The organism is Acidisoma sp. 7E03, from assembly GCF_054665075.1.
On the sequence record NZ_BAAFHE010000003.1, the window covers coordinates 197762 to 219742 of the forward strand.

Annotated in this window: 22 protein-coding genes; 15 read left to right on the forward strand and 7 right to left on the reverse strand. The window is 65.7% G+C overall.

Annotation, left to right across the window (positions count from 1 at the left end):
- Nucleotides 1-4 precede the first annotated feature (4 nt).
- Together trpE and ACYQ6W_RS06355 are read right to left on the reverse strand one after the other, a co-directional pair.
- Entirely contained in the window at nucleotides 5-1519 is a 1515-nt protein-coding gene (trpE, locus tag ACYQ6W_RS06350; RefSeq protein WP_459674256.1) for an anthranilate synthase component I, read from the reverse strand.
- 41 nt (nucleotides 1520-1560) lie between these two features.
- On the reverse strand, nucleotides 1561-3465 hold the full coding sequence (locus ACYQ6W_RS06355) for a SurA N-terminal domain-containing protein (protein WP_459674257.1): 1905 nt from the start codon (nucleotides 3463-3465) through the stop codon (nucleotides 1561-1563).
- A gap of 120 nt (nucleotides 3466-3585) precedes the next feature.
- On the opposite strand from ACYQ6W_RS06355, the gene tpiA reads away from it, so the two are divergent.
- The 8 genes from tpiA (at nucleotide 3586) to ACYQ6W_RS06395 (ending at nucleotide 9923) form a co-directional block, all read left to right on the forward strand.
- Complete coding sequence (gene tpiA / locus ACYQ6W_RS06360; RefSeq protein ID WP_459674258.1) at nucleotides 3586-4314, forward strand: triose-phosphate isomerase; 729 nt, start codon at nucleotides 3586-3588, stop codon at nucleotides 4312-4314.
- A gap of 166 nt (nucleotides 4315-4480) precedes the next feature.
- Nucleotides 4481-5245 carry a phosphoribosylaminoimidazolesuccinocarboxamide synthase gene (gene purC, locus ACYQ6W_RS06365; protein ID WP_459674259.1) on the forward strand — a complete coding sequence of 255 codons (765 nt, stop codon included), beginning with the start codon at nucleotides 4481-4483 and terminating at the stop codon, nucleotides 5243-5245.
- The gene (gene purS, locus ACYQ6W_RS06370; protein ID WP_459674260.1) at nucleotides 5242-5481 is read left to right on the forward strand and encodes a phosphoribosylformylglycinamidine synthase subunit PurS; all 240 of its coding nucleotides are present in this window, start codon (nucleotides 5242-5244) and stop codon (nucleotides 5479-5481) included. The genes purC and purS overlap by 4 nt, the downstream gene beginning before the upstream one ends.
- A gap of 7 nt (nucleotides 5482-5488) precedes the next feature.
- Nucleotides 5489-6184: a phosphoribosylformylglycinamidine synthase subunit PurQ gene (purQ, locus tag ACYQ6W_RS06375; protein WP_459674459.1), complete on the forward strand. Its 696-nt coding sequence runs from the start codon at nucleotides 5489-5491 to the stop codon at nucleotides 6182-6184.
- Nucleotides 6181-8370 carry a phosphoribosylformylglycinamidine synthase subunit PurL gene (gene purL / locus ACYQ6W_RS06380; RefSeq protein ID WP_459674261.1) on the forward strand — a complete coding sequence of 730 codons (2190 nt, stop codon included), beginning with the start codon at nucleotides 6181-6183 and terminating at the stop codon, nucleotides 8368-8370. Before purQ ends, purL begins: the two co-directional genes overlap by 4 nt.
- A 39-nt stretch (nucleotides 8371-8409) precedes the next feature.
- On the forward strand, nucleotides 8410-8643 hold the full coding sequence (locus tag ACYQ6W_RS06385) for a BolA family protein (RefSeq protein ID WP_459674262.1): 234 nt from the start codon (nucleotides 8410-8412) through the stop codon (nucleotides 8641-8643).
- A gap of 10 nt (nucleotides 8644-8653) precedes the next feature.
- On the forward strand, nucleotides 8654-8995 hold the full coding sequence (grxD, locus tag ACYQ6W_RS06390) for a Grx4 family monothiol glutaredoxin (RefSeq protein WP_459674263.1): 342 nt from the start codon (nucleotides 8654-8656) through the stop codon (nucleotides 8993-8995).
- Nucleotides 8996-9008: 13 nt separating this feature from the next.
- Nucleotides 9009-9923, forward strand: coding sequence for a glycosyltransferase family 2 protein (locus ACYQ6W_RS06395; protein ID WP_459674265.1), 915 nt, complete (start codon nucleotides 9009-9011; stop codon nucleotides 9921-9923).
- Here ACYQ6W_RS06395 and ACYQ6W_RS06400 read toward each other — a convergent pair.
- Nucleotides 9915-10715 (reverse strand): ATP-grasp domain-containing protein, encoded by an 801-nt coding sequence (locus tag ACYQ6W_RS06400; RefSeq protein WP_459674266.1) that lies wholly within the window; start codon nucleotides 10713-10715, stop codon nucleotides 9915-9917. The two genes, ACYQ6W_RS06395 and ACYQ6W_RS06400, sit on opposite strands and share 9 nt — an antisense overlap.
- A gap of 93 nt (nucleotides 10716-10808) precedes the next feature.
- Here ACYQ6W_RS06400 and ACYQ6W_RS06405 point away from each other — a divergent pair, with 93 nt between their 5' ends.
- The 7 genes from ACYQ6W_RS06405 (at nucleotide 10809) to ACYQ6W_RS06435 (ending at nucleotide 17272) form a co-directional block, all read left to right on the forward strand.
- Nucleotides 10809-11762, forward strand: coding sequence for a carbohydrate kinase family protein (locus ACYQ6W_RS06405; protein ID WP_459674268.1), 954 nt, complete (start codon nucleotides 10809-10811; stop codon nucleotides 11760-11762).
- Between the two features lie 157 nt (nucleotides 11763-11919).
- Nucleotides 11920-12333 carry an RNA polymerase-binding protein DksA gene (gene dksA / locus ACYQ6W_RS06410; RefSeq protein ID WP_459674460.1) on the forward strand — a complete coding sequence of 138 codons (414 nt, stop codon included), beginning with the start codon at nucleotides 11920-11922 and terminating at the stop codon, nucleotides 12331-12333.
- Between the two features lie 137 nt (nucleotides 12334-12470).
- Nucleotides 12471-12827: a preprotein translocase subunit SecG gene (gene secG / locus ACYQ6W_RS06415; RefSeq protein WP_459674269.1), complete on the forward strand. Its 357-nt coding sequence runs from the start codon at nucleotides 12471-12473 to the stop codon at nucleotides 12825-12827.
- A gap of 72 nt (nucleotides 12828-12899) precedes the next feature.
- Nucleotides 12900-14531, forward strand: coding sequence for a CTP synthase (locus ACYQ6W_RS06420; protein WP_459674270.1), 1632 nt, complete (start codon nucleotides 12900-12902; stop codon nucleotides 14529-14531).
- Nucleotides 14531-15349 (forward strand): 3-deoxy-8-phosphooctulonate synthase, encoded by an 819-nt coding sequence (gene kdsA, locus ACYQ6W_RS06425; protein WP_459674271.1) that lies wholly within the window; start codon nucleotides 14531-14533, stop codon nucleotides 15347-15349. The genes ACYQ6W_RS06420 and kdsA overlap by 1 nt, the downstream gene beginning before the upstream one ends.
- A 91-nt stretch (nucleotides 15350-15440) precedes the next feature.
- Nucleotides 15441-15851 (forward strand): VOC family protein, encoded by a 411-nt coding sequence (locus ACYQ6W_RS06430; protein ID WP_459674272.1) that lies wholly within the window; start codon nucleotides 15441-15443, stop codon nucleotides 15849-15851.
- Complete coding sequence (locus tag ACYQ6W_RS06435) at nucleotides 15848-17272, forward strand: amidase (protein ID WP_459674273.1); 1425 nt, start codon at nucleotides 15848-15850, stop codon at nucleotides 17270-17272. The genes ACYQ6W_RS06430 and ACYQ6W_RS06435 overlap by 4 nt, the downstream gene beginning before the upstream one ends.
- Before the next feature lie 43 nt (nucleotides 17273-17315).
- On the opposite strand, the gene ACYQ6W_RS06440 is transcribed toward ACYQ6W_RS06435, so the two are convergent.
- The 4 genes from ACYQ6W_RS06440 to ACYQ6W_RS06455 form a co-directional block, all read right to left on the reverse strand.
- A complete protein-coding gene (locus ACYQ6W_RS06440) occupies nucleotides 17316-18794 on the reverse strand; it encodes a purine-cytosine permease family protein (protein WP_459674274.1) in 1479 nt (492 codons plus the stop codon).
- A 23-nt stretch (nucleotides 18795-18817) separates the two neighbouring features.
- Nucleotides 18818-19603, reverse strand: a complete 786-nt coding sequence (locus ACYQ6W_RS06445) for a creatininase (protein ID WP_459674275.1) — start codon at nucleotides 19601-19603, stop codon at nucleotides 18818-18820.
- A gap of 60 nt (nucleotides 19604-19663) precedes the next feature.
- Entirely contained in the window at nucleotides 19664-20956 is a 1293-nt protein-coding gene (locus ACYQ6W_RS06450) for a M24 family metallopeptidase (protein WP_459674276.1), read from the reverse strand.
- Nucleotides 20957-21043: 87 nt separating this feature from the next.
- Nucleotides 21044-21907, reverse strand: a complete 864-nt coding sequence (locus tag ACYQ6W_RS06455) for a LysR family transcriptional regulator (protein WP_459674277.1) — start codon at nucleotides 21905-21907, stop codon at nucleotides 21044-21046.
- Between the last annotated feature and the right edge of the window lie 74 nt (nucleotides 21908-21981).

Genomic DNA, 21981 nt, shown 5'->3' on the forward strand with positions numbered 1-21981 from the left:
GGGCTTATGCTGAATTTTTAGGCGCGGTGGCGAAGCGCACGGCCTCTTCGGCCGCGCGGAAAAGAGCCCGGGCCTTGTGCCGGCTCTCTTCATATTCGAGCGCCGGAACGCTGTCGGCCACCACGCCGCCCCCCGCCTGGACATGCATCACGCCGTCCTTGATCACCGCCGTGCGCAGGCCGATGCAGGTGTCCATGGTCCCGTCCGGCGCAAAATAGCCGATGCAGCCGCCATAGATGCCGCGCCGCACGGGCTCCAACTCCTCGATGATTTCCATGGCACGGACCTTCGGCGCGCCGGACAGGGTGCCCGCCGGGAAGCCGGCCATCAGCGCGTCCAGCGCGTCGAGATCAGGCCGCAGCCGCCCCTGCACCATGGATGAGATGTGCATGACGTGGCTGAAGCGCTCGATCACGAAGCTCTCCACGACTTTGACCGAGCCAAGCTCGGCGACGCGGCCGACGTCGTTCCGCCCGAGATCGAGCAGCATCAGATGCTCGGCCCGCTCCTTCGGATCGGCGAGCAGTTCCTCTTCGAGGCGCTTGTCCTCGACGGGATCGGCACCGCGCGGCCGCGTGCCCGCCAGCGGCCGGATGGTGACGAGGCCATCGCGCAGGCGCACGAGGATTTCCGGGCTCGATCCCGCGACGGAGAAGTCCCCGAAATCGAGGAAAAAGAGGAAGGGCGCCGGGTTGATGCGCCGCAGCGCGCGATAGAGGGCGAAGGGCGGCAGCGGAAACGCCACCGACAAGCGCTGGCTGGGTACCACTTGGAAGGCATCGCCGGCGGCGATGTAGTCCTTCATCTTGACGACCATGTCCTCGAAATAGGCGCGGGTCATGTTCGACTGCGGCTCGCCGAGACTGAAGGGCGCGACCGGGGCAGCCGCCACGGGCACCGGCTGCAGCAGCCCGGCTTCGACCCGGTCCAGCCGCGCCTCGGCCTCGGCCTGGGCGGCCTCGGCGGTCACCCCCACACGCGGATAGGCCGGCGCGACCAGGGTCATCACGTCCCGCACGTTGTCGAAGATGACGAAGACGGTCGGCCGGGTCAGGATCGCCTCGGGGATGCCGAGCACGTCCTCGTTCTTCTCCGGCAGCCGCTCCATCAGCCGCACCATGTCGTAGCCGAGATAACCGAACAGGCCGCCGGCCATGGGCGGCATACCGGCCGGCTGGTCCAACCGGCTCTCGGCAAGCAGCGACCGCAGACTGTCGAGCGCCGGCGCCGTCTCCGGCACGAAGGCCCCCGGCTGTTCCAGCGCCGCACGGTTCACGGCGGCGACGCCCTTCTCACAGCGCCAGATGAGATCCGGCTCCATGGCGATGACCGAATAGCGCCCGCGCGAAGCGCCACCTTCGACGCTTTCCAGAAGGAAGGAGAAGGGCTTGCCATGGGCGATCTTGAGGAAGGCGCCGACGGGCGTCTCCAGATCCGCCGGGCTCTCCCGCCAGACCAGCGCGCCCTTCCCTGCCTCATAGGCGGCGCGGAAGGCTTGGGCTGATCCGAAGGCGGTCATCGTGATGTCTTTCTTTGTCTTTCAGGAGGTTCAGATGGTGGTCAGGGCTGGGCGATCTGCTGGATCACGGCCTGATTGATGCGCGGATTGGCCCGCGCCGTCACCACCCCGGCGAAGACGGCCTGCATGTCGTCGGCCAGCGCGCCGGAGAGGGAGGCGCGCAGCTGGTCGTAGCCCACAGGATCGGCCTTCGGATCGGGTGTCGTGATGCTCTGCAGCTGGGCGACGACGAAGCCGTCGGGCGTTTCGATCATCGTGCTGTCGCCCTGCTTCAGCGAGAAGAGCGGCGCGACGAGGTTCTGCGGCACGCCATCCGGCACCTGGCCCTGGCGGGTGATCGGCGGCGTGGTGGTGACAGTGAGACCCTTGGCATCGGCAACGCCTTGCAGCGTGCGCCCACCCTTCATGGCCTGCAGCATTGCGGTGGCGGCCAGGTTCTGCTCCCGCCGGCGCTGCGCGTCGGTCCAGGATTGCAGGACCTGGTCCTTCACCTGGTCATAGGGCTTGGTGGTGGCAGGCGTAATGCCGTCCACGGTCAAGGCGAAATAGCTGTTGTCGGGCCCGTTCACCAGGGTCGCGGCCTCGTGGACCTTCTGCTTGAAGGCTTCGTCCACGATCGCCTGGCGCAGCGCGGGGCTGCCGGGGATGGGGGCCGGCGTGCCCTGTTCGGTCAGGCCGCTGCTGTCGATCGAGCCCTGCAGGGCGGCGAGGCCGAGATCACCCGGCAGGTCTTCGAGGGGCGTGCGGCCCGCAAGCGCATCCTGCAAGGCATTGACCCGGTCGTTGACCAGCCCGACGGCGCGCTGCCGGGCGATCTGCTGACGCAACGCCGGCGCTGCCTGATCATAGGTCTGCGCCGGACCGCCCGCCTTGATGTCGGAGACCCTGAAGACGGCCCAGGCATCATCCCCCGTCTTCACCGGGCCGGTGACGGCATTGGCCGGCGCCTTGAAGGCGGCATCGGCCAGCGCCTGGCTCGGCACCTGATCTCGCGTGATATTGGGCAGGTCGAGGGCTGTCGCCCCCGCCGTCTTGGCGGCCGCCTGGATCGCCGTCCAGTCGGCGCCGCTTTGCCACTGCGTGGCGATCGCCTGCGCCGCCTTCTGGTCCTGAGCCAGAACGACGTCTACCGTGCGAGTCTCGGCTTTCGGGGGCGCTTCCGCGACCATCCGCTTATACGCCGCTTGGACGTCAGCATCCGGGACCTTGACCTGGCGGGCCAGCCAATCCGGGCTGAGGATCACGAGGGTGATGCGGCGGTATTCCGGCGCGCTGAATTCGTTCGGGTGGTTCTTGTACCAGCGCTGCAACTCGGCATCAGAGGGCGCGGCCGGCGCCGGTGCCGCGGCGAAGGGCAGCGTCACGAGCGCGGCCGTACGCGTCTGGTTCTGGAAGGCATAGGCCGCCTTGACCATGACGGGCGGCGCCGTCACCGCAGCACGGATCGAGTTCAGTAACTGATTACGGATGATCTGCCCCTGCATGAGGCGCAGAAACTCCGTCTCGCTCAAGCCGTTGGCCTGCAGCACCTGGTCGAAACGGCTCTTGTCGAACTTGCCGTCCGGGCCCTTGAAGGCATCCATGGAGAAGGCCGCCTGCTGGACGGTCGAATCCGGGGCGGCAAGCCCCATGCCCTTGGCCATGTGGTCGATCGCGGTCTGAGCGACGAGGCGCGCCGTCGCCTGCTCGGCCAGCATCATCCGCATCTCAGGGCTCACCTTGTCCGGCCCGCCCATCTGCTGCGTCGCCTGCTGCAACTGCTCACGATAGGCGCCGGCCACCTCTTGCGGGCTGATGGCCTGGCCGTCGACCTTCGCCGCGGAGCCGTCATTCCCGAGGTTGCGCAGCACGTCGCCCACCCCCCAGACCCCAAAGGCCGCGATCAGCAGAACGAAAAGGATGCGGACGGGCCAGGTATTGAGCGAGCGGCGGAAAACGGCGAGCATCGGAACCTACGGGACCTCACATGGAAGGGGGCGCACCATAGGCAGAGCGTCGCGACTTTGCCAGTTCCCGGCTCTGGCTATAACAGCGCCCCAGCCCTACGGCACCTTCGGAGGATGAGAATGCGGCCACTGATCGCGGGAAACTGGAAGATGAACGGCCTCACGGCCGATAGCGCGGCGCTCGCGCAGGCCATTCGGGCCGGGCACCAGGAAGGGTCCGGGGCGGAAGTTCTGGTCTGCCCGCCCGCGACACAGCTCGCCGCCCTCTCTGGCCTGCTCGCCGGCAGCGGCATCGCAACCGGCGGGCAGGATTGCCACGCCGCCAAGTTCGGCGCCCATACGGGTGAAATTTCCGCCCTCATGCTGCGCGACGCAGGGGCGAGCCACGTCATTCTCGGCCATTCCGAACGGCGCGCCGACCAGGGCGAATCGGACGAGCTGATCGCCCACAAGGTGCGGGCGGCGCTCGAAGCCGGCCTCATTCCCATCGTCTGCGTCGGCGAGACGGCGAAAGACCGCGAGCTCGGCCTGCAGGAAGAGGTCGTCGGTCGTCAGCTCGCCGGCAGCCTGCCCGAGGGCTTCTACGGCGTCATAGCCTATGAGCCGGTCTGGGCGATCGGCACCGGGCTGGTCGCGACGCCGGCCGACATCATCGCCATGCACCGTTTCATCCGCGAGACGCTGACGCGCCTGCGGCCCTCCGCCGCCGGAGCGCGCATCCTCTATGGCGGCTCGGTGAAGCCGGGGAATGCCACCGAGATCCTGCATCTGCCCGAGGTGGGCGGTGCCCTGGTCGGCGGTGCCAGCCTCCAGGCCGCGGATTTTCTGGCGATCATCGCCGCCGCCTGAGGCTCGCGCTGGGTCGAGCCCTTCGTTCCGGCGGATGATGCTACGCACATCCGCCCTACCTCTTGGGGAATCGCGCTGCTATAGCGCTGCGCAAAGTCATTCCCCATCCTGAGGATGGCCCGCCTAGGGCGCGGCCCTCCCAGGACGAAGCCCCAAGGATCACGCCATGGCCCGCCGCAGACAGCTTTACGAGGGAAAAGCGAAGATCCTCTTCGAAGGTCCCGAGCCCGGCACCCTCGTGCAGTATTTCAAGGACGACGCGACCGCCTTCAACGCCCAGAAGAAGGGCGTGATCACGGGCAAGGGCGTCCTGAACAACCGGATCAGCGAATTTCTCATGCTACGCCTGGCCGAGATCGGCGTGCCGACGCATTTCGTCCGCCGGCTCAACATGCGGGAGCAACTCATCCGCGAGGTCGAGATCATCCCGCTCGAAGTGGTGGTGCGGAACGTCGCGGCCGGCAGCCTCTCGACCCGCCTCGGCATTCCGGAAGGCACCCGCCTGCCGCGCTCGATCATCGAATACTATTATAAAAACGATGGGCTGAACGACCCGATGGTGGCGGAAGAGCACATCACCGCCTTCGGCTGGGCGACCCCGCCCGACATGGACGACATCGTTTCCCTCACCCTGCGGGTGAACGATTTCCTCTCCGGCCTCTTCCTTGGCGTCGGCATCACCCTCGTCGATTTCAAACTGGAATTCGGCCGCCTCTGGGAAGAGGACGAGATGCGCATCGTGCTGGCGGACGAGATCAGCCCGGACAACTGCCGTCTGTGGGACGCCAAGACCAACGAGAAGATGGACAAGGACCGCTTTCGCCGCGACCTCGGCAAGGTCGAGGAAGCCTATCAGGAAGTGGCCAAGCGCCTCGGCATTCTGCCCGAAGCCGGCACGCGCGACATGAAGGGCCCGGAGACCATGCAGTGAAAGCGATCGTCACCGTCATGCTGAAGCCCGGCGTGCTGGATCCGCAGGGCCGCGCCATCGGCCATGCGCTGGAAACACTGGGCTTTGAAGGCGTGGGCGACGTCCGCGCAGGCAAGATCATCGAACTGGAGCTGGCCGAGACGGACGCGGCCCGCGCCAAAGCCGCGGCAGAGGCGATGGCCGACAAGCTGCTCGCCAATACGGTGATCGAAAGCTACCGGGTCGAGGTGGTCTGACATGAGTCTGCGGGCTGGCGTCGTTCTCTTTCCGGGCACCAACCGCGAGCGCGACATGGCGATTGCCCTCGCGCGCGTTTCGGGCGGCCGCGAGCCCGTCATGATCTGGCACAAGGAGACGAACCTGCCGCCGCTCGACCTCGTGGTGCTGCCGGGCGGTTTCAGCCATGGCGACTATCTGCGCTGCGGCGCCATGGCCGCGCAGTCCCCGGTCATGCGCGAGATCAAGCGTTTTGCCGAAGCGGGTGGCCATGTCCTTGGCGTTTGCAACGGCTTCCAGATCCTCACCGAGGCCGGCCTGCTGCCTGGCGCCCTGCTGCGCAACGGAGGCCTGCGCTTCCTCGGCCAGGACCATCATCTGAAGGTCGTGCAGACCGACAGCCTCTACACCCGCCATTACAGCCAGGATCAGGTCATCCGCGTCGTGCTCGCCCATGGCGACGGCAACTATTTTGCCGATGACGCGACCCTCGACCGGCTGGAAGGCGAAGGCCGCATCGCGTTCCGCTATTGCGGGGCCGACGGCACGGTCGCGGCGGAGACGAACCCGAACGGCAGCCAGCGCAACATCGCCGGCATCCTCTCCGAAAACCGCCGCGTGCTGGGGCTGATGCCCCATCCCGAAGACTATGTTGACCCGCTGATGGGCGGGGTGGACGGATTGCCCATGTTCACCAGCATCGTGGAAGGGCTCGCGGCATGAGCGCACGCCCTGTCGACGAAAAACTCGCCCGCGAATTCGGCCTCAATGCCGAGGAATGGGGCCGCGTGCAGACCATCATGGGCCGCACGCCGAGCTTCACCGAACTCGGCATTTTCTCGGTCATGTGGTCCGAGCACTGCTCCTACAAATCCTCCCGCGTCTGGCTGAAGGAACTGCCGACCAAGGCCGATTGGGTCGTGCATGGTCCGGGCGAGAATGCCGGCGTGGTCGATATCGGTGACGGGCTGACCGCCATCTTCAAGATGGAAAGCCACAACCATCCGAGCTTCATCGAGCCCTATCAGGGTGCGGCTACGGGCGTCGGCGGCATTCTGCGCGACGTCTTCACGATGGGCGCACGGCCTGTCGCCAACCTCAATGCACTGCGCTTTGGCAGACCTGAGAATCCACGCACGAAGCGCGTGGTGGACGGCGTGGTGCGCGGCATCGGCGGCTATGGCAATTGCGTCGGTGTGCCGACGGTGGGCGGCGAGGTCAATTTCCACGCCGCCTATGATGGCAATCCGCTGGTCAACGCCATGACGGTCGGCATCGCGCCGAAGGACCGGATCTTCCTCTCGGCCGCCGCCGGGATCGGCAACCCCGTGGTCTATGTCGGCTCCAAGACGGGTCGCGACGGCATCCATGGCGCCACCATGGCCTCGGCCGAATTCGACGCGAATTCCGAGGAAAAGCGCCCGACCGTGCAGGTGGGTGACCCCTTCACCGAGAAGCTGCTCATCGAGGCCTGCCTGGAGCTGATGGGCACGGACGTCATCGTCGCCATCCAGGACATGGGCGCCGCCGGCCTCACCTCCTCCTCCGTGGAGATGGCGGGCAAGGGCGGGGTCGGCATCGAACTCGACCTCGACGCCGTGCCGCAGCGCGAGACCGGCATGACGGCCTATGAGATGATGCTGTCGGAGAGCCAGGAGCGCATGCTCATGGTGCTGCAGCCGGGGCGCGAGCACGTGGCGGAAGAGATCTTCCGCAAATGGGACCTCGACTTCGCCGTGATTGGCCGGATCACCGATACCGGCCGCATCGTGGTGCGCCACAAGGGCGTGGTCGAGGCCGACATCCCGCTCGACCCGCTGGCCGAACAGGCACCGCTCTACCGCCGCGCCATCGAATGGCCGGTTCCCACCCCCGCGCTGGACCACGGCGCCATCGGCTGCAACAAGCCGATGGATCAGGTCCTGCTGCAGCTCATCGCGAGCCCGGATCTCTGCTCCCGCGCCTGGATCGCCAGCCAATACGATCCGGCGGTCGGTGGCCAGACGGTGAAGAAGCCGGGCCAGGCCGATGCCGCGATCGTCAAGATCGAAGGCTCCGACCGGGCGCTTGCCATCACCACCGATTGCACGCCGCGCTACTGCCAGGCGGACCCGAAAACGGGCGGCGCCCAGGCGGTGGCGGAGGCTTGGCGCAACATCACGGCGACCGGCGCGCGTCCCCTGGCGGTGACCGACAACATGAATTTCGGCAATCCGGAGAAGCCGGAGATCATGGGCCAGTTCGCCGCCGCCATCCAAGGCATGGCGGAAGCCTGCCGGGCGCTCGACTTCCCGGTCGTCTCCGGCAATGTCAGCCTGTACAACGAGACCGAAGGAAAGGGCATTCTGCCGACGCCCGCGATCGGCGGCCTCGGGGTCATCGAAGATGCCCATCAGGCCCGCGGCATCGCCATCACGCCGCATCTCGATCTGGTGCTGATCGGCGAGACCACCGGCTGGCTTGGCCAGTCCCTTTTCCTGCGCGAAATCGCCGGCCGCGAAGAGGGTGCGCCGCCGCCCGTGAACCTCGTCGCCGAACGCCGCAACGGCGATTTCGTACGCCATCAGATCCTGAAGAATGCGGTCGCCGCCTGCCACGACGTCTCGGATGGCGGCTTGCTGGTGGCGCTGGCCGAGATGGCGCTGGCCGGTGACTGTGGCCTGGCGCTCGATGACATTCCGCTCGGCCTCACCCCACAGGCCTTCTTCTTCGGCGAAGACCAGGGCCGCTACGTCGTTGCCGCCGAGGACGCGAGCGGTCTCATCGAAGAGGCGCGGAGCGCCGGTATTCCCGCCTTGTTGCTCGGGCGCACCGGTGGGAAGGAATTGACATTCCCGGGTGGTTCATCGGTATCCTTGGCCCAGTTGCGGGAAGCGCATGAGCGCTTCTTCAAGACCTGGATGAGCTGACGGCGGCCTCGGCCATGCCGTCCTTTAAGGAGAGACGGCATGGCGATGTCCGCCAGTGCGATCGAGAGCCTGATCCGTGCCGCCATTCCTGACGCGCGGGTGACCGTCGAGGATTTGGCCGGTGACGGCGACCACTATGCTGCTACAGTGGTAAGCGAGCAGTTTCGTGGTCTGTCGCGCCTCAAACAGCATCAGATGATCTACGCGGCGCTTCAGGGCCGGATGGGCGGAGAGCTGCATGCCCTCGCCCTGCAAACATCAGCGCCCGAGTAAGGAGCTTTCCATGTCTCAAGACGCCGTGGCCGATCGCATCCGCAAGGACATCACCGACAATCCGGTGATGCTCTACATGAAGGGGACAGCGATGTTCCCGCAGTGCGGGTTTTCCGCCCGGGTGGTGCAGATCCTCAGCCACATGAACGTACCCTTCGCCACCGCCAACGTCCTGGAAGACCCGGAGCTGCGCGACGGCATCAAGCAGTTCTCCAACTGGCCGACCATTCCCCAGCTTTATGTGAAGGGTGAGTTCATCGGCGGCTGTGACATCGTGACCGAGATGTATCAGACGGGCGAACTCTCCGCCCTGCTCGGCGAACACGGCATTCCCCACTCGGTCGCCGCCTGAGGCATCTCCTCCGATGCGGGTCGCGGTCATCATCGCGGCCCGCAACATCGCGGCCTTCCTCCCCGACGCGCTGCGCTCCGTGCTGGAGCAGAGCTACACCGATCTTGCCCTGATCCTGGTCGACGACGGATCGGAGGATGGAACGGCTGACGCCGCGAACCCCCTCCTCTCCGATCCCCGCCTACAGGTCTTGCGCCAGGCTGGCCAAGGTGTGGCGGTCGCTCGGAATATCGGTGCTGCCCATCCCGCAGCGCAAGCCGCCGATGCCCTGCTCTTCCTCGACGGCGACGACTGGCTGGCCCCCGACGCCTTGGGTCGGCTGGCCGCCGCTCTCGCCGCGGCCCCCGGCGCCGCTGCCGTCCACGCACCCTTCGCCTATGTCGCCGAATCCGCACGGCCGGAAGCACCAGGCACGCTGGACCGGCGCGCCGTCGCGGGCGGCCGATTGCTGCCCCGGCTCGTGCTCGGCAACCTCTTCGCCAATGGCGGCCATGTGCTGATCCGCGCCGATGCATGGCGGCAAACGGGCGGCTTCCGCGCAGACATCCGCTTTGCCGAAGATTGGGAGTTCTGGCCGCGTCTCGCCCTCTGTGGACTGCTGCTCGCCTTGGGTGGCACGCCCGTGCTCTTCGTCCGCCGCCGTCGCGGCAGCATGATGGACGAGGCTGCGACGCGCCTTGCCGCCTATGAGCCAGCGCTAACCGCCATTGGCAGCAATACAGCGCTCGCGGCACGGCTGGGGCCGTCGCGCCTCGGCCGTCTGCTTCATCGGGCAAGACGGGAACTGCTTTGGACGGTCGGGCGCGAGATGCTGCGACGGGGAGAAGCGCGGAAGGCCCTCCCCCTCCTCTGGGGTGGTTTGACCGGCCGTGCCCGGCCGCAACGCCTGGCCATTCTCGGGAAGGCCTGGGCCCAAAGCTTAAGGTGACCCCGGTGCCGCGCGATCGTCCAGGGCCGCGGCATAGGCGGCCAGCATGCGATTGATGTCCCGAAACAGCGAGAAGCCGAAGCGCGGATTGATCTCGAGCAACCAGACCCGCCCCTCCTGGATCTTGTAGTCGACGCAGCACAGCCCCTCGAAGCCGAGCCAGCGGACGACCTCCGCCAATGCGGCGATCACAGCCTCGTCCATCGCAATCCCGGTGATCTCCCGCACCGGCGGAGTGCCGGTGCCCTTCACGGCATGCGGCCGCATCCAATACTGGTTGGTCGCATGATAGACGAGGCGGCCGTCTGCGAAGAGCATATGGCTCGCGTATTCGATGGGGCTTTCGACATAGCCCTGGCAGAAATACTGGTCGGAGCCGAGGTGGTCGGCATGCCGCCCCTCGTCTTCCGTGGTGCGCAGGATGAAGCTCTGTTCGCCCGAGGCCGCTTCGCGCTTCTTGAGCACGTAGGGCAGATGCCGCTGCCCCGGCGCCTGCAAAGGGGGAATGAGAGTGGCGAAGGGGCTGTCCAACAGCCGCTCGTTCAAAGCCTTCTTGTCGTGACACAGCGCCATGACGGCGGGGCCCGGCGCCAGATAGCGATGGCGCGCTGCGGCATGGTGGCGGTGGAGCATTCGGATGTCCCGCAGGGTGAGCGGCACCACGATCTCGGCTCCGTCCAGGCGCGCTGTCTCGAAGTCGAGGAACGCGATTTCAAAAGCGGCGCGGTCAACCGCGGCCTCGATATAGGGCTGCAGATCCTTCTTGACCCCGAAAGCGACGGTTCTGGGCATCGGCCGCCTCACACAGTAGCCGCAAAGCCGTAAGGGGAATGGCAACCGCCCTCAAGTCATGACAATAAGCCCTGGAGCGAAGGGAAGAACCTCATGGGCTATGAAGTCGCGTCTCTGGGTGAATTGCTAATCGACATGGTGCCGCTGCCGGCCGAGGCCGGCGCGCTGAATTTCGCCGCCAAGCCGGGCGGCGCGCCGGGGAATTCGGCCGTCGGGCTCGCCAAGCTCGGCCGCTCCGTCGCCATGCTGAGCAAGGTGGGCAACGATGCCTTCGGCCGGCTGCTGACCGGCACCATTGCCGCCTCCGGAGCGGCCGTCGGGCACATCGCCGTCTCTGACCGGCATCTCACCGGCGTCGCCGTGGTGACCCTCGACGCCCAGGGCGAGCGGAACTTCCTGTTCTACCGACATGACTGCGCAGACGCGAATTACGCGGCGGAGGACGTGCCGGCCGATGTGATCGAGGATGCGGAAATCCTGCACGTCAACAGCTTGGTGCTCTCCGCCCCCGTCTCCGCCCGGGCTCAGCGCCATGCCGTCAGCCTCGCTCAGAAGGCCGGCATCCTCATCTCGGTGGACCCGAATCTGCGTCCCCTCCTGTGGGAAAGCACGGACGCCATGGTGGCTGCAGCGCGCGAGGTCATCGCCGTCGCCAACATCCTCAAGATCGGCGAGGACGAACTGGCCATCATCGCCGGCATCGACGACCCCGACCGGGCGCTCGAATCGCTGTGGCATGAGGACCTGCGGGTCGTCGCCGTCACCGCCGGCGCGCGCGGCGCCCGCATCCTGACCCGTGAGGAGCGCGTGACGGTGCCGGGGGTGCCCGTGAAGGTGGTGGATACGACGGGCTGCGGCGACAGCTTCATGGCAGCCTTCCTGGCCGGGCTGATCGAATCGGACTTCGACCTCGGCGCCGAGAGCCTGAGCCGCATCGGCCGCTTCGCCTGCGCCGCCGGGGCGATCACCGCGACCGCACCCGGCGGCATGGACGCGATGCCCAGCCGCGCCGCACTGGATGCCTTCATGGCGGAGCGCGGGCTTTAGACCGGGGGCGGAAATGTCAATCGGCGGGCGCGTTGCAGAAGTTTGAACTTGTTGCAATCTGCTTGGCGTCCCCGGGGCAGCCCGCTATAAGCCGCGCCAACAGCCGGATCAGATCCGTCTCGGGTTCCGACAGCGCTAGCGGAGACTTCGCCGCATGATGATTACGCTACCAGAAGACTATCGTCCGAGTGAGGACGAAGAGTTCATGAATCCGATGCAAGTCGAGTATTTCAGGCGGAAACTGCTCCGCTGGCAGGAGGATCTCCTCAAGGAAGCCAACGGCACCCTGGCCAGTCTTTCCGAAGGCGGCATCATGGAGGCCGACATCACGGATCGGGCCAGCGTCGAGACCGACCGTGCCCTCGAGCTCCGCACCCGTGACCGGGCCCGCAAGCTCATCTCGAAGATCGAACAGGCTCTGCTGCGAATCGAAAATGGCACCTACGGCTATTGCGAGGATACCGGTGAGCCGATCGGGCTGAAGCGTCTGGAAGCCAGGCCCATCGCCACCCTCTCGATCGAGGCGCAGGAGCGCCACGAGCGCATGGAACGCGTCCACCGCGACGACTGAACGACCGGGACGACGGCCGCACCGCCCGCCGCTTTCTGGGGCCGGGGCGGCCGTTTCCCAAACGCAAGGCTGCCGCGCTTTGCATCCCGGCGAAGCTTCGCTAGAAGGCGCGCGGGTCCTCCCCCGAAAGGCTTCGCATGTTCACCGTCCTGCTCGTCATCCATGTTTTCGTCACCCTCGCGCTCATCGGCGTCGTGCTGATCCAGCGCAGCGAGGGCGGCGGCCTTGGCATCGGCGGTGGCCAGGGCATGGGTAGCTTCATGACCGGGCGCGGCACGGCCAATCTGCTGACCCGCACGACCGCCATTCTGGCCACTATCTTCCTGGCGCTCTCGCTCGTTCTCGCGCTGATGACGCGCAGCAGCACGAGCGGCGTCAGCGCTATCTTCAATGCGCCTGCCGGCAGCCCGGCCAAGACCATGCCGGCCACCCCTGCTGCCCCCACGCCTGCTCCGGCCCAGCCGGCCAAGCCGTCCGCCCCCGCGGCGCCTTGAGCTTTTCGCATTGAGCCTAATCGCCCGGCTGGGGTTCCCTCAGCCGGGCCTGAACCTGTATGAGGAAAGCCCATGACGCGATTCATCTTCGTGACGGGCGGCGTTGTGTCTTCTCTCGGCAAAGGCATCGCCGCCGCCGCCTTGGGTGCCCTGCTTCAGGCCAGGGGCTATTCGGTCCGCCTCCGCAAGCTGGACCCTTATCTCAACGTCGATCCCGGCACGATGAGCCCCTACCAGCACGGGGAAGTCTTCGTGACTGATGACGGGGCCGAGACCGACCTCGACCTCGGCCATTATGAGCGTTTCACCGGCGTGCATGCGACCAAGGCCGACAATGCGACGACGGGGCGAATCTATTCAGAGGTGATCGCGCGCGAACGTCGGGGTGACTACCTCGGCGGAACCGTGCAGGTGATTCCGCACATCACCGACGCGATCAAGGAGACGGTCCTCAACAAGACCGACGAGCTTGACTTCGTCATCATCGAAATCGGCGGCACCGTCGGCGACATCGAAAGCCTGCCCTTCCTGGAAGCGATCCGGCAGCTCGGCAACGAGCTTGGGCCGGAGCGGTCGATGTTCGTGCATCTCACGCTGGTGCCCTACATCCCCTCGGCCGGTGAGCTGAAAACCAAGCCGACGCAGCATTCGGTGAAGGAACTGCTCAACGTCGGCATCCAGCCGCAGATGCTGCTGTGCCGCTGCGACCGCCCGATTCCCGAAAACGAGCGGCGCAAGATCGCGCTCTTCTGCAACGTGCGCCCCGAGGCCGTCATTCCGGCGCTCGACGTCGACAGCATCTATGCCGTGCCGGCGCGCTACCATGCCGAGGGCATGGACCGCGAGGTGCTGCGCCATTTCGGCCTGCCCACCGATGCCGAGCCCGACATGTCGCGCTGGAACGCCATCATGGAGGCCGTGCGCTCCCCCGAGGGCGAGGTGCGCATCGCGGTCGTCGGCAAATATACGACGCTGCTCGACAGCTATAAGTCGCTCGCCGAAGCCCTGTTCCATGGCGGCATCGCCCATCGCATGCGCGTCAAGCTGGAATGGGTCGATAGTCAGGTCTTCGAAGAGCCCAATTCCGTTGCCCGCCTGGAAGGGGTGCATGGCATCCTGGTGCCGGGCGGCTTCGGCGAGCGTGGCTCGGAAGGCAAGATCGAAGCCGTGCGCTTCGCGCGCGAGCACAAGGTGCCCTTCCTCGGGATCTGCTTTGGCATGCAGATGGCCTGCATCGAGGCGGCGCGCAATCTCGCCGGCATGACGGACGCCTCCTCTACTGAATTCGGCCCCTGCGACACGCCCGTCGTCGGGCTGATGACGGAGTGGGCCCAGGGCAACGAGCGCGTCCGGCGCGAAGCGAGCGGTGATCTCGGCGGCACCATGCGCCTCGGCGCCTATCCAGCGGTCCTCGCCCCCGGATCCCTGGTGCGCGAGGTCTATGACGGTGCGGCCTCGATCGAGGAGCGCCATCGTCACCGCTACGAGGTGAACATCCATTATCGCGAGCAGCTGGAAAAGGCGGGGCTGCGCTTCTCCGGCCTGTCGCCGGACGGCGTGCTGCCCGAGATCGTCGAATACCCCGACCACCCCTGGTTCATCGGCGTGCAGTATCACCCCGAGCTGAAATCCAAGCCCTTCGACCCGCATCCGCTGTTCAAGGGCTTCATTGGCGCCTGCGTTCAGCAGGCGAGACTCGTCTGATGACCCATGTCGCCATCGGCTCCGTCACTGTCGGGAATGATCTGCCCTTCGTGCTGATCGGCGGCCCCTGCCAGATCGAAAGCCGGGACCATGCGCGGGAGGTGGCGAGCGAATTGGTCGCCATCTGCCGCAACCTCGACATCCCGCTCATCTACAAGTCGAGCTACGACAAGGCGAACCGTACCTCGGGCTCGGCCCAGCGCGGCGTGGGGCTCGACAAGGGTCTCGAAATTCTCGCCGAAATCCGTGAAACCTTCGGCGTCCCGGTGCTGACGGACGTGCATGACGCGGGCCAGTGCAAGCCGGTGGCCGAGGCCGTCGACGTCATCCAGATCCCGGCCTTCCTCTGCCGCCAGACCGATCTGCTGATCGCCGCCGGCGAGACGGGGGCTGCCATCAACGTCAAGAAGGGTCAGTTCCTCGCGCCTTGGGACATGAAGAACGTCGCCGCCAAGATCGCGAGCACCGGCAATACGCGCATCCTGCTCACCGATCGCGGCACCAGCTTCGGCTACAACACCCTGGTGACGGATTTCCGCGGCCTGCCCGAGATGGCGCGCACCGGCTATCCGGTGGTCTTCGACGCGACGCATTCCGTGCAGCAGCCGGGTGGCCAGGGCGGCTCCTCCGGCGGTCAGCGGGAGTATGCCCCGGTGCTGGCGCGGGCCGCGCTGGCCGTCGGCTGCGCCTCCGTCTTCATGGAAACCCATCCTGATCCGGATCATGCGCCCTCCGATGGGCCGAACATGATCCCGCTCGCCGAGATGCCCGCCGTCCTCACCCGCCTCAAGGCCTTCGATATTCTCGCCAAAGGATAGGACGGGCTTCGGTCCACCCTACATGGCACGCGGATGACAGTCCCGCCTGTTCGTGGCAGGCTCATCCCTATCGCCATTGGGGAGACTGCAGGTGACGCTCATCCTCTACACGACCCTGGGCGTGAGCGATCTGGCGCGCAGTGCCGCCTTCTATGATGCGGTTTTCGCGACCCTCGGCATCGGCCGCCATCCGGACTCCTCCGAAGACTTTCTCCATTGGGGTCCGGATTACGACGGTGGCGTGAGCTTCTGGATCTGCCGCCCCTTCGACGGTCAGCCGCCGACCGCCGGCAATGGCACGATGGTCGCGCTGCGCGCCCATAGCGAAGCCGAAGTGCAAGCCTTCCATGCTGCGGCTCTCGCCCATGGCGGCAGCGATGAAGGTGCGCCCGGCACCCGGCCCTATTACGAGCCGAGCTTCTACGTCGCCTATGTGCGCGACCCGGACGGCAACAAGCTTGCCTGCGTCTTCCATCACAACCAGGAGCCCGCCGCCTCGTGACACCGACCGAGCTTTCCGCGACCGGCCTTGCCCGCGCCATCGCCGATCGGAAGCTTTCTGCCGTCGAGGTGATGACGGCCTTCCTCGACCGCATCGACGCGATCAATCCCACCGTCAACGCCATCGTCTCGCGCGTTCCCCGTACGGCACTGCTGGCGGAGGCCGCCGAGAAGGACCGGCACCTGGCGGCCCATGGCCCGATGGGCGCGCTGCACGGTCTGCCCCTCGGCGTGAAGGATCTGGAGGATGTGCGGGGCCTGCCGAACACCCAGGGCTCCCCCCTGTTCAAGGAAACGGTGGTGGAGGCCGATTCGATCATGGTCGGCCGCATGCGCGCGGCCGGCGCCATCTTCATCGGCAAGACCAACGTGCCGGAATTCGGCTTCGGCTCGCATACCTACAACCCCGTCTTTGGCACGACGCTCAACGCGTACGACCAACGCCGCAGTGCCGGCGGCAGCTCCGGCGGTGCGGCCGTGGCACTCGCCACGCGCATGGTGCCGCTGGCGGATGGCTCGGATCACGCGGGCTCGCTGCGCAATCCGGCGGCCTTCAACAACGTCTATGGCTTCCGCCCGAGCTTCGGCCGCATTCCGGACGAGGCGGCGGATGTCTTCGCGGCAACCTTGGGTGTGGTCGGGCCGATGGCGCGGAGCGTCGAGGACCTCGCCCTCTTGCTCTCCGTCCAGGCCGGCCCGCACCCCGCGGCCCCGCTTGCCATTCGCGAAAGTGCCGCCGCGGTGACCGCCCCTCTGAACGTCTCGATTGCCGGCCGCCGCATCGGCTGGCTCGGCGACCTCGGCGGCTATCTGGCCATGGAGCCAGGCATCCTGCCGCTCTGCGAAGCGGGGCTTGGGGTCCTGGAAGAGCTCGGCTGCGCGGTGGAACCGGTCACCCTTGGCTTTCCCATGGAGGCGTTGTGGGAGGCTTGGACGCTGCTGCGGAGCTGGGGAGCAGCGACCGCGCTCGGCGAGGCCTATGCCGACCCCGCGAAGCGCGACCTGCTCAAGCCGGAAGCGCAATGGGAAGTCGCGCGCGGCCTCGCCGTCACCGGCACCGAGATCGCCCGTGCCCAAGCGGTGCGCAGCCGCTTCTACCTGCACATGCAAACGCTCTTCGCGCGCTACGACCATCTGGTGCTGCCGACGGCGCAGGTCTTCCCCTTCCCGGCCGACTGGACTTGGCCGCGCGAGATCGCGGGCCGCAGTATGGACACCTATCATCGTTGGATGGAGGTCGTGATCCTGGCGACCAATGCGCAATGCCCGGCGATCAACTTGCCCGTGGGGTTCAACGAGGCAGGTCTGCCCATGGGGATGCAGGTTCTGGCCCCCTACGCCCAGGAACTGTCCTGCCTGCAACTGGCCCAAGCCTATGACCGGGCCACTCGCTGGCCGGAGCGCCGGCCGGCGATGGGATAGCTTCGGCGCCCCTCGGGTGGGGCGCCGCGCCAGCTCAACGGCCCTAGGCCGCTGGCAGGCGAGCCCCCGGCGCCTCGCCCACGTGACGCGGGCTCGCACTCTGTCGAGACAATGCACCGCGCGCGAGGAAGAAGTAGATCAGACCTGCCGAGACGAGCCCGACCTCGAAGCTGAGATCGCCCCAGCCGAGATACGTCTTCATCAATGGGCTGGCAAAGGTCGGCGAGTTGGAAAAGGCCAGGGATGCGGCGGTGCCGACGACGAAGGCGATAACCCCGGGCAGGAACACGCCACCCGTATACCAGTAGGCGCTCTCCTTCCACGGCATCCAATCGGCACTGTCGTAGCGGCCATCGCGCATGAAGTAATCCACGATGACGATCGCCGCCCAGGGCGCCGTCCAATAGACCATGTATCCCAGGAAGAGCTCGTAAAGATCATAGAACTGGCCGTTCAAGACCGTGACGACACGCACGGCCACGGTGAAGAGCGTGATCACCGCCAGGGAGGTCAGCCGGTTGATCGGTAGCCGCATCGCGATCAGCCCCAGGCTCGCCGTGTAGCCGTTCGGCACGTTCGCGCCGATGCCGCCGAGGATCACGGCCAGAAGAAGGGGAACAATGAACCATGCGGGAAGAAAATGGGACAATTGACTGACCGGATCGTAGCCGAGATTGCCGCCCAGAGCCGCTGCGAAGAGGATACCGATGATTTCGCACAGGACGAGCGCCAAGAACTGCCCACCACCTGCCGCGAATGCGATCCGCTTCCAGCTGGTGTCGGGTGGCAGATAGCGGCTGTAGTCCGAGGCAAAATTGGCCCAGCCGAGCGGATAGGCAAAGGCGATCCCCATGCCGATCAGCCACTCGCTGACGTTACCCCCTGCGCTGTTGAACGACGTGATGGAGGCGAGATGGGATTTTGACAGCACGAAATATGCCAATCCGGCAAAGAGGACGGCAAGGACGACGGCCATCCATTTCTCGGATACGATGATCGTCGCATGTCCATAGGCGGCGAGAGCCACTTCTCCTGCCAGGATGATGACGAGCGATATCCACGGCAGCGCGTCACCGTGAGCGCCGACCATCTTCAGAAGCGCCGTCAGCGCGTCCGTCGCGACGAGGGAATTGATGGAAAACCAGCTGAGCGCGGAGATGAGGCTCACCGCCTTCGGCATGAATGACCCGAGCTGTCCGAAGCAGCTCCGCGACGTCATGATGCCGGATGTTCCCGTGCGCGGCCCCATGATGGTGGCCAATCCCAGCACGGTGCAGCCGAGGAGATTGCCGACCATGACGGCGGTGATCGCCTGCCAAAAGGAGAGGCCTTCCGCGAGGACCAGCGCGCCCGTGACGACAACGATGTAGTTGACGTTCGCACCGATCCACATTCGGAACAACTCCCACGGCGTTCCATGCCGATCCGCCAAGGGAATGGGATCGACCCCATGGGTCTCGATACGGCCGACCCGATCGGCCTCAATCAAGCGGTCGTGGTTCGACAAAACATCCGATTCCATCTCATTTCTTTCAGAATGTTTGATTATTCAGCATGAAATCCATCGACTGCGGACAGTGACTTCGATATCTCGCGCACGCAGACATCGAACAGCAGCGCGCCTTTGGCGGCAGTCGCGTCCTCGGGGGAGGACAAGCAGCCTGATGCGCACGTCCACGCCGGATGCGGGGGAAAATGGTCGTATGCCGGCATGGAAGCCGGTGGATGCGACGGGGCCCTGCTCATATCAACCAGATCGGGATGCAGATGCAGCATGATGGATGTCTCCAGGACGCCACCATGCTCGACCGCCCAGCCGGGAAATCCATCGGGATAGATGGTGTCGAGGGTCTCGGGACCGACGAAATCCCAATAGGACAGCAGGATGACTTTCACGTCCGTCTGCCCTTCCCAGCGCAACTCGCGCAACGCCAGGTCGATGCCTTCCGTGACGAATATCGAATTCTCGAAATGGCCGTTGATCATGCAGAAGTTTCGTACGCCGTGCCGCGCGAACTCCTTCAGGATGTCCTTGACGGTGGACGACAAGGTGGCGCCGTCCAGGCTGGTGGTTCCGATGAGATGGTTGCCGCCGCCACTGCGTTGCTGGGATTTGTAGCCATAGGCGAGAGGGGGTGCGACAAGCGCACCCACCTCCCCGGCGACAGCCTTGGCAATCGCGGTTGGGATGAGAACATCCGGATTCATCGAGAGATGCGGGCCGTGTTGCTCGAGCGCGCCCAGCGGTATCAGGATAGGCCGTCGCTGCTCCTGCACCTGTCGCGCGTACTCCGGCCAAGCGAGTTCGCCGATCATCACCGTTCTGGTCATCAATGCTGCCTTTCCTGTTGGCACCAAGCTCGTGTGCGGCCCTCGCCGCTCGCCTGTCCTTCAGGTAGCACTGATGATGTTGTGTTCGGGTCCGAAGGGAAAACGCGTGATGTTCTCCGCCCCATCCTCGGTCAAAACGAGAATGTCATGCTCGCGATAGCCTCCGGCGCCGGGCATTCCCTCCGGCAGCATCAGCATCGGTTCCATGGAGACGACCATGCCGGGCTCCAGCACGGTCTGAACATCCTCGCGCAGTTCGAGCCCCGCTTCACGACCGTAGTAATGGCTCAGCACGCCGAAGCTATGGCCATAGCCGAAGGTGCGATAGTCGAGCAGCCCGTGCGAGCGGTAGATCTCGTTGAGTTCGCGCGCGATGTCACCGCAACGATTTCCCGGGCGGATGAGTGTCAGGCCATGTTTGTGAACATCGCAGTTGACTTGCCAGATTTTCAGCTGCTCGTCACTCGCGTGATCGAGGAACAGCGTCCGCTCAAGTGCGGTATAGTAGCCGGCGATCATCGGAAAGCAGTTGAGCGACAGGATGTCTCCGCGCTCGACCTTCCGCGAGGTGACTGGATTGTGGGCGCCGTCGGTGTTGATGCCCGACTGGAACCAGGTCCAACTGTCCATGAGTTCCACATGGGGAAATGTCGCGGCGATTTCGCGCACCATGCGGCCCGTCGCATGCAGCGCGACCTCGTATTCCGGCACGCCTTCGTGCAGGGCTTCGACGCAGGCGCCTCCCCCGATATCGGCGATCCGAGCGCCCTCGCGAATGAGCGCGATTTCCTCAGCGGACTTGATCATCCGCAGGCGCATCGCAGGCCGTGCGATGTCGACCTGTTGAAAGGCAGGAAGAGCCGCCGCGATTTCCGCGGCACGGTCGAGACTGAGGTGATCGAATTCGAGACCCAGCCGACCTTGGGTGACGCCCGCACGTTCCAAAGCCGTGCTCAAGGCATGGGCATAGTTGTCGCGCCGCCAGTCGGTATAGACGATGTTTTCGCCATCGATTCGGCGCCAGGGCTGGCCGCCGTCGATATTGGCAGAAATGGTGATTTCCCGATCTTGCGTCACGACCAGGGCATAGGACCGCCCGAAGTAGCAATAGAGAAAGTCTTCGAAGTAGTTGATGTTGTGGTAGGACGTGAAAATCGCCGCCGCCACGTCGTTCTGCGCCATGTGGGCGCGCAGCGCCTGCAGACGACGCTTCATCTCGTCGCGCGAGAAGGTCCTTTTTACCTTGGCGCCGTTCTCGATCTGCTTGAGACGGGGGAGGGACTCAATGGTGTTCAGGTCTTCTGGCATCGGACGCGCGCTCCCAGGCTGAGTTGGAGCGTCCAGTTGCCTCAAAGAGCGAGACGACCACCAATAGGAACGTCAAATGCCCCATAGGCTTTGCTAATGTATCGCGTGCTCTAGGCCCCTGCCTGGGCGGGCTCAGCCCTCAACCTCGGCCATGACCTGGCCGAGCAGGGCTGCGAGGCGGCGTACCGGGCGGCCTTGCGCCCGGGGGGTCAGATAGACGCCCACCTGCACGCTGGGCAATGGCGGGAGGTCCGTCACGGGAACAAGGCTGGGCGGCACAAGGCGCGTCGCCATCGCGGTGACGCCGAAGCCGCTGCGCACTGCCGCTTCGATCCCGGTCAAACTCGCGGTCGTATAGACGACGTCGGCGGACTGCCCTTCGTGCTGCAGAACCGAAAGCATGAGGCGGCGGTAGAGGCAGCCTTCCGGTGCGGCGACCAGGGGAAAGGGTCGCCCGGCATCGCCCCCTGCCGGGGGCACGCGGCCAGGCGCGCCGACCCAGCTCAGGCTTTCGGGCCAGGAGATCACGGCGCCGTTCAGCAATTGGTCGGTCATGGCCACCACGATGTCGAGCGTTCCGTTCCGCATGTCCCGCAACAGGTTTTGGGAGATGTCCGACACCACCTCGAATCGCACGTCCAACCCGTCCGCATCGACGAGCGTGAGGAATTTCGGCAGGAAATGATCGGCATAGTCATTGGGAACGCCGATGCGCAGCCGGTTGCCGGCGCCATGCGTGGCTAATCTGCTCATCATCTCGTCATGCAGAGCGAGAATGCGGCGCGCATAGTCCACACAGACTTCCCCCGCCTCGGTGAGCTGTGCGACCCCCGTCTCCCGTTCCAGCAGCGTCACCCCGATCATCTCCTGCAGCTTCTTGATTTGCAGGCTGATCGTCGGCTGCGTCCGGCCGAGCCCTTCGCTGGCCTTGGTCACCCCCTTCAGATCGATGACCATGATCAGCGCGCGCAATAGGTTGGTGGGGATGTTGATCATTGCACGGAAGGTGGGCCTTTCGGCCGCCGGGACGCAAGGATTTCCTGGAAGCGGCGCCCGAGCGGCCCAGCGCG